Genomic DNA, 11769 nt, shown 5'->3' on the forward strand with positions numbered 1-11769 from the left:
GCTCCTCCACCTCCGCCGGCAGGATCAGCTCCGGATGGAACCCCTCCAACCCCAACAGCACAGCGGTCATCGTCCCGTGCCCGTGCCCCGTCGCGGCCAGCGACCCAAACAAATCCACCCGCAACCCCGCCACCCCAGCCAGCACCCCTGAGGCCTTCAACTCCTCCGCAAAAACGGCAGCAGCCCGCATCGGCCCCACAGTATGCGAACTGGAGGGCCCAATACCGATCGAAAAGAGATCAAAAACGCCGACAGCCATGCGATTGGTTCCTAACTAAAACGGGTGGTTGAGGTGGAGCGGGCAGGACGTCCTCTGCGTGCTCGGTCGCGAAGACGCCCGCTGCGCGGACGTGACGCTCCCTTAGACGCACGCTGCCGGATGCCCCGCCCACTCCGAGGACACGGCACCCGAGCGACGCGGCAAGCAGGCAACGAGCAGGCCGGCCACGATCGTGCGTGGCGGGGAAGACAAACACACGTAGTCCGCGCCCACCCATGTCCTGTCCCTGGCCCTCACCTTGGCCCATGCATTGTGGCGACTTGCCCACGAGCGCCGGCGGAGCCGGACTTTTCGAAAGCGTGCGTCAAAGCGAGGAACGAGCAGCACGCGTGAAAATGTCCGGTCCGCCGGTCCCGGACCCAGCCACGCTCAGGACAGAGGCGCGACGCCCGGGTACAGCGGGTGGGCTGCGGCGAGTGCCTCCACGCGGTGACGGAGCCCGGACAGGTCCGTGCCGGCGTCGGCAATCAATGCCTCGGAGATGATGTCCGCCACCTCGCGGAAGGCGTCCTCGCCGAAGCCACGGGTGGCCAGGGCGGGGGTGCCGATGCGGAGGCCGGAGGTGACCATCGGCGGGCGGGGGTCGAACGGGACGGCGTTGCGGTTGACGGTGATGTCGATGGCGGCGAGCCGGTCTTCGGCCTGCTGCCCGTCGAGGTCGCAGTTCCGCAGGTCAACCAGGACCAGGTGCACATCCGTGCCGCCGGACACAACGCTGATGCCTTTGGCCGTGACGTCCGGCTGGACCAGGCGCTCGGCCAGGATGCGGGCACCGGACAGGACGCGTTCCTGCCGTTCGCGGAACTCTTCGGACGCGGCGATCTTGAACGCCACGGCCTTGCCCGCGATCACGTGTTCCAGCGGGCCGCCCTGCTGGCCGGGGAACACAGCCGAGTTGATCTTCTTGGCGATGTCGGCGTCGTTGGTCAGGATGATGCCGCCGCGCGGACCGGCGAGGGTCTTGTGCGTGGTGGAGGTGGTGACGTGCGCGTGCGGGACAGGAGACGGGTGCAGGCCCGCGGCCACCAGGCCGGCGAAGTGCGCCATGTCCACCATGAGGTAGGCGCCCACGGAATCGGCAATGCGGCGGAACTCCGCGAAGTCCAGCTGCCGGGCGTACGCGGACCAGCCGGCAACGATCAGCTGAGGCTTGTGCTCCTGGGCCAGGCGCTCCACCTCGGCCATGTCCACCGTGTGGGTGTCCTCGCGGACGCCGTACGGCACCACGTTGTAGAGCTTGCCGGAGAAGTTGATCCGCATGCCGTGGGTCAGGTGGCCGCCGTGGGCCAGGTTAAGGCCCATGATGGTGTCGCCCGCCTTGATCAGCGCGTGCATGACCGAGGCGTTGGCCTGCGCACCGGAGTGCGGCTGGACATTCGCGAACCCGGCTCCGAACAGGGCCTTCAACCGGTCAATGGCAAGCTGCTCGATCACGTCGACGTGCTCACAGCCGCCGTAGTAACGCTTGCCCGGGTAGCCTTCGGCGTATTTGTTGGTCAAGACGGAGCCCTGCGCCTGCATCACTGCTGCGGCAGTGTGGTTCTCGGAAGCGATCATCTCCAGGCCGTCGCGCTGGCGGCCCAGTTCGTCGTCGATCTTTGCTGCAATCTCCGGATCCAGGGCGGCGAGGTCGGCGTTCAGGCTGGGGGAGACTACCTGCTCAAAGGCGACGGTCCCTGCCGATGCAGCCCCGCTCACAGCTCGCCGCCGTTCGCTGCTGCGTACTCCTCGGCCGACATCAGCGGGCCTTCCTCGGCAACAGCCACCTTGAAGAGCCAGCCGGCGCCGTAGGGATCGCTGTTGATCAGGGCGGGGTCCGAGACCACGCCGTCATTGATCTCGATAACCTCACCGGTTACGGGAGCGTAGAGGTCGGAGACGGACTTGGTGGATTCCACCTCGCCGCAGGTTTCGCCGGCCGTCACGGTGGAGCCCACCTCGGGCAGGTCAACATACACGATGTCACCCAGCGCATCGGCAGCCACGGCGGAAATCCCGATCCCCGCAGGGCCGGATCCGTCAACGGCAACCCACTCGTGCTCGGCGGAGTACTTCAGTTCAGAAACAACTTTGCTCATGATTTTTCCTTACGTTTGAAAACTGCGGTGGATTACTTTTGGCGCTTGTAGAACGGGAGGTTGACCACTTCGAAGCGCTCGGGCTTGCCGCGGAGGTCGATGTCCAGGACGGTGCCGGCTTCGGCGAATTCGACGTCGACGTAGGCCATCGCCACGGGGTATCCGAGGGTGGGGGAGGGCTGGCCGGAGGTCACTTCACCCACCAGGCTGCCGTCCTTGAGGACGGGGTAGTGGGCACGGGCGGCGCGGCGGCCGGTGCCCTTGAGGCCCACGAGCTTCTGCCCGATGGTTGAACCGACTCCGGCGGCCTTGATGTCCGCCAGTGCTTCCTTGCCCACGAAGTCGCTTTCCTTCGCCAGGGACACCACGGGACCCAGGCCTGCCGTGTAGGCGTTCACGTGCCGGGAGAGTTCGTTGCCGTAGAGCGGCATGCCTGCTTCGAGGCGGAGGGAGTCGCGGGCGGCGAGGCCGGCGGGGATGAGCCCGTGGCCGGCGCCAACTTCAAGCAGCGCTTCCCACAGGCCGGCGGCGTCCTCGTTGGGAACGTAGATTTCGAACCCGTCCTCGCCCGTGTAGCCGGTGCGGGCCAACAGCAGGTCCTGGCCGTTGATGTCCACCTCGACGGCGGCGTAGTACTTCAACTCCCGGACCAGTGCGTGCTGTTCGGCCGGGACCAGCTTCAGGAGGATCTCCTCGGAATTCGGTCCCTGCACGGCGATCAGCGAGGTCTTCGCGGAGGCGTCCTTCACGGTGACGTCGAAGTTGGCGGAGCGCTCCAGGAGTTCCTTGGCCACAACCGCGGCGTTGCCCGCGTTGGGGACCACCAGGAAGACGTCGGTTCCGTCCTGCGCGGCGGGGCGGCGGTAGGTGATGAGGTCGTCGATGATGCCGCCGTCGGCGTCGCAAATCAGCGAGTACTTCGCTTTTCCGACCGCCACCGCGGACAGTTTGCCAGCCAGTGCGTAGTCCAGGAACGCGGCGGCGTCGGGGCCGGTCACCCAGACTTCGCCCATGTGGGAGAGGTCGAACAGGCCGGCGGCGTTGCGGACGGCGTGGTGTTCGGCCAGCTCCGAGCTGTACTTGAGCGGCATCTGCCAACCGCCGAAGTCCGTGAAGGAGGCCCCGGCTTTCTTGTGCTGATCATAGAGCGCGGTGTAGTTCTCAGTCATCGGAAAGTCCTTAGTTCTCAAATTCAGAAAGCGGCGGGCAGGAGCACACCAGGTTGCGGTCGCCGGCGGCGCCGTCGATCCTGCCCACCGGCGGGAAGTACTTGTCCTGGCGCAGCGAGGCAACGGGGAAGACGGCCTGCTCGCGGGGGTATGCGCGGTCCCAGCTGGAGCTGACGACGGCGGCCGCCGTGTGGGGTGCGTTGCGCACCGGTGATGCCTCCAGGGTAAAGTCACCGCTGGCTACCTGCTGGATCTCGCCATGGATGGTGATCATGGCCTCGATGAAGCGGTCGATCTCCGCCAGGTCCTCCGACTCGGTGGGCTCCACCATCAGGGTTCCGGCAACGGGGAAGGCCAGGGTGGGGGCGTGGAAGCCGAAGTCGATGAGGCGCTTGGCCACATCCTCGGCCGTCACGCCGGTCTTCGCGGTGAGTTCGCGCAGGTCCAGGATGCACTCGTGGGCCACCAGCCCGCCTTCACCCGTGTACAGGACGGGGTAGAACTCGTTCAGGCGTGAGGCGACGTAGTTAGCTGCCAGCAGCGCGGATTTGGTGGCCTCGGTCAGGCCGTCACCGCCCATCAGCTTCACGTACGCCCAGGAAATGGGCAGGACACCGGCCGAGCCGAAGCGGGAGGCGCTGATGGCAACGCCATGTCCGGCTTCGTGGGCGGCCTTGTTCGCGTCACCGGGCATGAACGGGGCGAGGTGTGCCTTGGCGGCAACAGGACCGACGCCGGGTCCGCCGCCGCCGTGCGGGATGCAGAAGGTCTTGTGCAGGTTCAGGTGGGAGACGTCGCCACCGAACTTTCCCGGCTGGGCAAGCCCAACGAGGGCGTTCAGGTTGGCGCCGTCAACGTACACCTGGCCGCCGGCGGCGTGGACGGCGTCGCAGACCTCGCGGACGTCGGCGTCGTACACCCCGTGGGTGGACGGGTAGGTGATCATGATGGCCGAAAGGACGTCCTGGTGGGCCTCGATCTTCGCCTGCAAATCTGCGTGGTCGATGGTGCCGTCCGCGGCGGTGGCCACGACGACGACCTTCATCCCGGCGAGCACGGCGGAGGCAGCGTTGGTGCCGTGCGCCGAGGCCGGGATGAGGCAGACGTTGCGCTGCTGGTCGCCGCGGGAGTGGTGGTAACCGCGGATCGCCAGCAGGCCCGCCAGCTCGCCCTGGGAACCGGCGTTGGGCTGGATAGACACCTGGTCGTAGCCGGTGATCTCGGCGAGGTCGGCTTCCAGCCCGGAAATCAGTTCACGCCAGCCGGCAGTCTGGGAGTCCGGGGCGAACGGGTGGATGGAGGCGAACTCGGGCCAGGAGATGGCCTCCATTTCCGCGGTGGCGTTCAGCTTCATGGTGCAGGAGCCCAGCGGGATCATGGTGCGGTCCAGCGCCAGGTCCCGATCCGAGAGCTTGCGGATGTAGCGCAGCAACTGGGTTTCTGAGCGGTGGGTGTTGAACACAGGGTGCTGCAGGTAGTCGGAGGTGCGCAGCACTGACTCGGGCAGCTCGAACCCCTGGGCGTCACTCACAGGACCGGCACCAAAGGCGACGGCGACGGCCGACAGTGTTGCCGCCGTCGTCGTCTCATCAACGGAGAGGCCCACGGTGTCCGCGTCGATGAAGCGCAGGTTGATGCCGCGGGCTTCGGCTGCGGTGATGACCTTGGCGGCCTTGCCGGGAACGCGGACTGTGAGGGTGTCGAAGAAGGAGTCGCTGACCAGTTCGCGGCCCATGGACGTGAGGGCGGTGGCCAGGACCCGGGCCTTGCGGTGGGCGGCTTCGGCGATCGCCTTCAACCCGTCCGGGCCGTGGTACACGGCGTAGAAGGAGGACACGATGGCAAGCAGCGCCTGGGCGGTGCAGATGTTGGACGTGGCCTTCTCGCGGCGGATGTGCTGCTCGCGGGTCTGCAGGGCCAGGCGGTAGGCGGGCGCGCCGGCGTTGTCCTTGGAAACACCCACAATCCTGCCGGGCAGGGTCCGTTCCATGCCCTTGCGGACTGCCATGTAGGCGGCGTGCGGCCCCCCAAAGAACAACGGCACGCCAAAACGCTGGGTGGAGCCGACGGCGATGTCCGCGCCCTGCTCGCCCGGAGGGGTAATGAGCGTAAGTGCCAGCAGGTCCGCTGCGACGGTGACCAGCGCACCGCGGTCCTTGGCCTCGCCGATGACGGCGGACTGGTCCCAGACCCGGCCGGAGACGCCGGGCTGCTGCAAAACGACGCCGTTGATGTGGCCGTCGGGCAGTCCCTTGGAGAGATCAGTGACCTCCACCTCGAAGCCGAGCGCCTCTGCGCGGCCCAGCACGATGGCGATGGTCTGGGGAAGGCAATCGGCGTCGAGCACCGTCTTGCCGTCCTTGGCATCCTTGTTCTTGTTCGCCCGGCGCATCAGCAGCACGGCTTCAGCCACCGCCGTGGCCTCGTCGAGGAGGGAGGCGTTGGCCACGGGAAGGGCCGTCAGGTCCTGCACCATGGTCTGGAAGTTCAGCAGCGCCTCAAGCCGGCCCTGGGAAATCTCGGGCTGGTACGGGGTGTAGGCGGTGTACCAGGCCGGGGACTCAAGGATGTTGCGGCGGATCACCGGCGGAGTCACGGTGTCGTAGTAACCCTGGCCGATCATCTGGACCGCGGTCTTGTTCCGGCCGGCGATCCTGCGCAGCTCGGCCAGGACCTCCACCTCGCTGAGGGCGTCGGTCAGCCTGAGCGCAGTTTCCTGACGGATGGAGGCGGGAACGGCCACGTCAACGAGGCCGTCCACGCTGTCGTAGCCCACGGCCTTGAGCATGGTGTCGACGTCGGCCTGGCGGCGCGCGCCGATATGGCGGTCAACAAACGATGTTGGATGCGATTGAATCGTCATGAGGAACTCCAGTTCTGGCCGGCCGAAGGCGGCACGGCGTGGGATGGGTTCCTCCCCGCTCTGTATTGGACCTGAGAGATTCCGCGTTGCCTGCTCTTGGCAGGGGGCCGCTTGCACCGTCGGTGAACCAGGCAAAAGCCCGGTTGCTTTCCAGAGTCGCCTCGCCGTGACGGTACGTGGGCCTGAGAGATTCCTGGGGAGGATTTGCTCCTACGGCGCCTGCCCGGTGATTCGCCGGGAGGACTCTCCCGTCACAGCTCGAAAGGCTTATTCAAATGTGGGTGATTCGGCTCACAAGATATCTGGATTAGCTGCCGGTGGCAAATCGGGCGGCCGCCGCAGCGGCTGAATCCGGCCCGCGAGACTCCTTCTGTCCCGCTTGTGTCATGGCAGGTTTGACTTTCGATCGTGACGGACACCACACTGAACCCCGGGATTGGTGCCGCCGGTGGCCGGCTCAACATATCCGGAGCGGCCCACCAGCCGGCGCCCGTCCCAAATGCATGACCCGCCGCGGCCCCCGGGGCTGCGGTTTCCAACTGAACATGCCTTCGACCTGCGGCGGGAGAGCCCTGCCGGTACATTCAGCAGGCGCCGTAGGAGCAAATCCTCCCCAGGAAACTCTCAGGCCCACGTACCGCCGCGGACAGGCAACTCTGGAAAGCAGCCAGGCAAGTTCCTGGCTCACCGACGGTGCAAGCGGCATGGCTGCGGAAACTCTCAGGTTCACCACAGAGCGGGGAGGAACCAAATCTTTTGCGGTACCCAAGTGCCGCTTTATCGATGGAGTTCCTCATGGCGATTCATCCCCCCACGTCCAACGGCGAACCTGCGCGCAACGAAGCCGCAAATACGCCCGCCCGCAGCGAGCCACCCCACCTTGAACGGCAGCTCACCAACCGCCACATCCAGCTCATCGCCATCGGCGGAGCGATCGGCACCGGCCTCTTCATGGGCTCCGGCAAGACCATCTCCGCGGCCGGCCCGTCCGTGATCTTCGTGTACATGATCATCGGCTTCATGCTCTTCTTCGTCATGCGGGCCATGGGCGAACTGCTGTTGAGCAACCTGAACTACAAGTCCTTCAGCGACTTCGCCGCCGACCTCCTGGGGCCCTGGGCAGGCTTCTTCACCGGCTGGACCTACTGGTTCTGTTGGGTGATCACCGGAATCGCGGACGTGATCGCGATTGCCGGCTACTCCAAGGAACTCTGGCCGGGGCTTCCGCTGTGGATCCCGGGCCTGGCCACGGTGGCCATCCTGCTCCTGCTGAACCTCGCCACCGTCAAGGCTTTCGGCGAGACCGAGTTCTGGTTTGCCCTTATCAAGATCATCGCCATCGCTGCACTCATCATCGTGGGCCTGTTCATGATCTTCAGCGGCTTCCAGAGTGACGCGGGCACGGCAAGCTTCACCAACCTCTGGAGCCATGGCGGCTTCTTCCCCAACGAGTTCATGGGCTTCGTGGCCGGATTCCAGATCGCCGTGTTCGCCTTCGTGGGGATCGAACTGGTGGGCACCACCGCCGCCGAGGCCAAGAACCCCGAGCGCACACTGCCCAAAGCCATCAACGCCATCCCAGTCCGCGTGCTGCTGTTCTACGTCGGCGCCCTGGTCATCCTGATGGCCGTCACCCCGTGGACCCAGTTCGCGGCAGGCCACAGCCCCTTCATCGGCATGTTCTCCCTGGCCGGCCTCGGCGCCGCGGCCACAGTGGTCAATCTGGTGGTCCTCACCTCGGCCATGTCCTCCGCGAACTCCGGCATCTACTCCACGTCCCGCATGGTCTTCGGCCTGGCCCAGGAGGGGGACGCTCCAGGCATGTTCGGCCGCCTGTCCACGAGGAAGGTGCCCAGCAACGCCTTGTTCCTGTCCTGCGTCCTGCTGCTGTCCGGCGTCGTACTCATGTATGCCGGTCAGGACGTTGGCAAGGCCTTCGAGATGGTGACCACCGTGTCAGCCGTCTGCTTCGTCTTCGTCTGGTCGATCATCCTGGCCAGCTACATCTCTTTCCGCCGCCGCCGGCCGCACTTGCATGCGGCATCAAAGTTCAAGATGCCCGGTGGCATCCCGGCCGTGTGGGTGGTCTACGCGTTCTTCGCCTTCGTCCTGTGGGCCCTGACCACCCAGCCCGACACCCTCGTTGCACTGCTGGTAACACCCATCTGGTTCGTCATCCTTGGCGTGGCGTGGGCCATCCTTCGCCGCCGTCCGGCGCACCTTGCCCGCTTCGAGGTCTTCCGGGCTGAACTCCGGGCCGATGAAGCTGCCGCCGGGCGCTCCGCAGGCCAGGACTCCGCTCCGGCCGCGCGCGGGGTTGAGCGGGCCAGGAAATGACAGTCGGTGGTTCAGCAGCTGTGCTGGGTTGATCAAGACGCCCTGGCCGGCGATGACTTCCCGCTTTGATGCTGCGGCAGGAGCTGGGCTGATCCTGCCGCAGCATCAGCCCGGTCCGGAGCTGGAGCTGTGGAGCCGTGGACCTGTGGCACGGAAAGTTAAGCATGCTTAGTGTTTGTCCACATAGGATGGAATGAGCACGGCAGCTTACCCGCTGCAGGTCGATTTGAATGAAGGTGACCATGGCCCGGCGCAGCAACCCCGCAGTACGCATCGCACAGGAAACCGCCCACAATGCAATGTTCGATTCCGAGGGCAAGCCAAAGCCCGGGGTCCACAACATGCTCATGAAGGCAGTGCAGATCCAACGGCCCCTGGTGGTTGGCTACATCCGCCGGCTCCAGAAGAAGCATCCACGTGCCACCGCTGCCCAGCTGGCGGAGATCGCAGAGCGCGACTACCTGCGGGCCGTTGCCGGCGGGGGTGCCCTGGTGGGTGCCACCGCCGTCGTCCCCGGTGTTGGAACCGTGGCATCGCTGGGACTTTCCGCCGCCGCCACCGTTGGTTTCCTGGAAGCAACAGCCCTTTACGCAACCTCGCTGGCTGAACTCCACGGCATCCGCCTGACCAATCCGGAGAAGGCCGGCACCATGGTCATGGCCATCATGCTTGGCGAGGAGGGCACGGCCCTGCTGGGCACACTCAGTGGCCAGGCATCCGGAGGGCCCACCAACACCTGGGGCAACGCGCTTTCAAAGTCAATGGTGGGGCCGGGATTCGGCAGTGTCCGGAAGCGGATCCAGCATGCCTTCCTGAAAAACCTGCTTAAGCGCCAGGGAACTGCACTGTTCGGCAGGGCCCTCCCGTTCGGCATAGGGGCGGTTGTCGGCGGAGCCGGTAACCTCGTGATGGGCCGTGCGGTGGCCAAGAACGCCCGGGAGGCGTTCGGGCCAATGCCGGACACCATCCCCGGGGAGCTGACTGCCGCCGCCGGGCCGGACAACCTGACGCTGGAAGGCAACACATTTGGATCTCAACGCTGACGTAGGCCAATCATTCGGTTCCTGGACCGCGGGCGGCGATCCGGCGATGTTCCAGCTGGCCACCAGCGCCAACGTAGCCTGTGGCCTCCATGCAGGCGACCCCGTCACCATGCTCGACAGCTGCAGGGCGGCATACGAACTTGATGTCACCGTCGGCGCGCACCTGGGCTACCGGGATCTGGCCGGCTACGGGCGTCGCATGCTGGGGATGAGCTTCGACGAGCTTTTCGGTGACGTGCTGTACCAACTTGGCGCGCTCGACGGCGTGGCGCACGCCGTGGGTGCCTCCGTGGACTACGTGAAGCTGCACGGAGCGCTGTACGAGACCACGGTCCACGACGCCGAGCAGGCCTCGGCCGTTGTCGCGGCAGTAAACGCCTACGATCCAGGCCTTCCGTTTTTGGGCTTCCCGGGCTCGGAGCTGCTGAAGCAGGCCAAGGAAGCAGGGCACCCGGTCTTCGTCGAGGCCTTCGCCGACCGCGCCTACCTCCCTGACGGCAGCCTGGTGCCGCTCTCCGACGAAAATGCAGTCCTTCCTGACGTCGACGCCGTGGTTGAGCGGGCCGTCCGCCTGGCCACGCAAGGTGAACTGGTGGCTGCGGACGGCACGGTGGTAGCCCTCCGGCCGGACTCACTGCGTCTTCAGGGCGGGAGCCCCGCGGCGGTAGAGATGGCAGCCCGGATCAGGTCAGGACTCGAAGCTGCAGGGGTAGGACTGGAGCCCTTCGCGTAGGACCGCGGCGACGCCATGTCAGGCTGGCGTCATTGGGGGCAAGGAACTTGTTTCCTGCTTCTTTCCAGATGCGTCTCACTTCAAGTTGATGGCTTCGTTTAGTCCCTCATAGGCAAGTTCAGCGAGGCGTTGGTCCCGGTGCTCCTCATGGGCCGTGATGGTGACAACTGCATCCCGTCTTTCGTCCACAATCACGTACTGGCCATAGGCTCCGTCCAACCGCCAGCAGTTGCCGGGACCATCCCAGACGCCGAAGCCGTAGCGTGCGAAACGGGGTTCAGCTCCCGTGCTGACCCAGGAACCATGCATCTGCTCGATCCATGCGCTATCGACGAGTTGTTCCGAGTCCCAGCGTCCGCGATCGCGCAGCAGTTGGCCAATCCGGGCAAGCTCCTCCGTCCGAAGCTCCAGTCCGCTTCCGCCGATGATCCAGCCCAACGGGCAGCGTTGCCATTGCGGCTCACCGATGCCCAGCGGTTCGAAGAGGCGGGGCAGCAGCCAGTCCGTGACATCGCCGATTGCTGCGCCCAGGATCCGCATGGCCAGGTAAGTGCTGGCATCGCTGTACTGGAATCGGGCACCAGTCCCGATGGCTGGCCGGCGGAGCATCTCCTGTGCCAGATCCGGCCAAGGCACGCCTTCGTGTCCGAACCAAGGGAAGTCGATTCCGCTGGACATCGTCAACAGATGCCGGAGCGTGACTGCTTCCACCCCGACCCCGAGGTCCATCTGTGGAAGCGCTTCGTGTGCTGTGGTTTCCAGGGACAGGACCCCGTCGCCAATGGCCATCCCTACCGCAATCGCGCAGACGCCCTTGGAAGCGGAAAAGATGTTTCGTCGGCCGTCGCTGTGCCACCGGTGGTGGGCTGAATCTTGTCCGATGAGCACGTGTACGCCATGTGCCTGTAGTCCCTCTTCATTAACCCCGGAAACAATGTGATCGAGGACTGCAGGCGCGGTAGTCATCTATATAGTGTCCCAGCCTGTTCAACCGGACAGCACGAACGGTTTGGTGAAGAATTCCGCCCACACTGGATCCTCTGGTGACAGGTCGTTGAGGTCAATGAGTTGGTCGTCGTCCGGTTCCCACTGCGGGAGGTCTTCCGGGCAGGCTTCCATGCAAGGGGTCCCGGTGGACACCGGCATGATGCCCGGTGGCCACTGGGTTGGTTCGGGGTCTGGGTGTTCGGGTTTGTAGTGGCGGCCGGTGGGTGAGGTCCAGCCGGGCGGTCCGTTGTGGGTGGCGGGGTCGGGGATCCATGGCCG

General features: G+C 65.6%; 9 protein-coding genes, 1 pseudogene and 3 riboswitches. Of the genes and pseudogenes, 3 read left to right on the top strand and 7 right to left on the bottom strand.

Annotation, left to right across the window (positions count from 1 at the left end; genetic code table 11):
- From ASG86_RS09670 to gcvP, 5 genes are all read right to left on the bottom strand, one after another.
- Positions 1-259: serine dehydratase beta chain (locus ASG86_RS09670; protein WP_327019824.1), on the bottom strand; the 259-nt coding region annotated here is incomplete at its 3' end.
- Positions 260-649: 390 nt separating this feature from the next.
- Positions 650-1978, bottom strand: a complete 1329-nt coding sequence (gene glyA / locus ASG86_RS09675; RefSeq protein ID WP_056333179.1) for a serine hydroxymethyltransferase — start codon at positions 1976-1978, stop codon at positions 650-652.
- On the bottom strand, positions 1975-2358 hold the full coding sequence (gene gcvH / locus ASG86_RS09680; RefSeq protein WP_056333182.1) for a glycine cleavage system protein GcvH: 384 nt from the start codon (positions 2356-2358) through the stop codon (positions 1975-1977). Before gcvH ends, glyA begins: the two co-directional genes overlap by 4 nt.
- 32 nt (positions 2359-2390) lie before the next feature.
- Positions 2391-3527, bottom strand: coding sequence for a glycine cleavage system aminomethyltransferase GcvT (gene gcvT / locus ASG86_RS09685; RefSeq protein WP_056333183.1), 1137 nt, complete (start codon positions 3525-3527; stop codon positions 2391-2393).
- Between the two features lie 10 nt (positions 3528-3537).
- Positions 3538-6390 (bottom strand): aminomethyl-transferring glycine dehydrogenase, encoded by a 2853-nt coding sequence (gene gcvP, locus ASG86_RS09690; RefSeq protein WP_056333186.1) that lies wholly within the window; start codon positions 6388-6390, stop codon positions 3538-3540.
- Positions 6391-6550: 160 nt separating this feature from the next.
- Positions 6551-6651, bottom strand: a riboswitch (glycine riboswitch).
- A gap of 291 nt (positions 6652-6942) precedes the next feature.
- Positions 6943-7040, top strand: a riboswitch (glycine riboswitch).
- Positions 7041-7135, top strand: a riboswitch (glycine riboswitch).
- A gap of 50 nt (positions 7136-7185) precedes the next feature.
- On the opposite strand from gcvP, the gene cycA reads away from it, so the two are divergent.
- The 3 genes from cycA (at position 7186) to ASG86_RS09705 (ending at position 10503) form a co-directional block, all read left to right on the top strand.
- On the top strand, positions 7186-8727 hold the full coding sequence (cycA, locus tag ASG86_RS09695; protein ID WP_156386169.1) for a D-serine/D-alanine/glycine transporter: 1542 nt from the start codon (positions 7186-7188) through the stop codon (positions 8725-8727).
- A gap of 242 nt (positions 8728-8969) precedes the next feature.
- Positions 8970-9770, top strand: a complete 801-nt coding sequence (locus tag ASG86_RS09700) for a hypothetical protein (RefSeq protein WP_056333197.1) — start codon at positions 8970-8972, stop codon at positions 9768-9770.
- Positions 9754-10503 carry a LamB/YcsF family protein gene (locus ASG86_RS09705; protein ID WP_056333188.1) on the top strand — a complete coding sequence of 250 codons (750 nt, stop codon included), beginning with the start codon at positions 9754-9756 and terminating at the stop codon, positions 10501-10503. The genes ASG86_RS09700 and ASG86_RS09705 overlap by 17 nt, the downstream gene beginning before the upstream one ends.
- Before the next feature lie 75 nt (positions 10504-10578).
- On the opposite strand, the gene ASG86_RS09710 is transcribed toward ASG86_RS09705, so the two are convergent.
- Both ASG86_RS09710 and ASG86_RS20655 read right to left on the bottom strand, forming a co-directional pair.
- Positions 10579-11469, bottom strand: coding sequence for a serine hydrolase domain-containing protein (locus ASG86_RS09710; protein WP_056333191.1), 891 nt, complete (start codon positions 11467-11469; stop codon positions 10579-10581).
- A gap of 21 nt (positions 11470-11490) precedes the next feature.
- Positions 11491-11769 (bottom strand): annotated as a pseudogene (locus ASG86_RS20655) (HNH endonuclease signature motif containing protein); the annotation flags it as partial.

Origin of the sequence: Arthrobacter sp. Soil764 (assembly GCF_001428075.1) — a bacterium.
GTDB lineage: Bacteria > Actinomycetota > Actinomycetes > Actinomycetales > Micrococcaceae > Arthrobacter.

Excerpts from the sequence above, each read along its gene's own strand:
- gcvH (WP_056333182.1), bottom strand. The coding sequence starts at position 2,358 with ATGAGCAAAGTTGTTTCTGAACTGAAGTACTCCGCCGAGCACGAGTGG.
- gcvT (WP_056333183.1), bottom strand. The coding sequence starts at position 3,527 with ATGACTGAGAACTACACCGCGCTCTATGATCAGCACAAGAAAGCCGGG.
- gcvP (WP_056333186.1), bottom strand. The coding sequence starts at position 6,390 with ATGACGATTCAATCGCATCCAACATCGTTTGTTGACCGCCATATCGGC.
- cycA (WP_156386169.1), top strand. The coding sequence starts at position 7,186 with ATGGCGATTCATCCCCCCACGTCCAACGGCGAACCTGCGCGCAACGAA.
- ASG86_RS09700 (WP_056333197.1), top strand. The coding sequence starts at position 8,970 with ATGGCCCGGCGCAGCAACCCCGCAGTACGCATCGCACAGGAAACCGCC.
- ASG86_RS09710 (WP_056333191.1), bottom strand. The coding sequence starts at position 11,469 with ATGACTACCGCGCCTGCAGTCCTCGATCACATTGTTTCCGGGGTTAAT.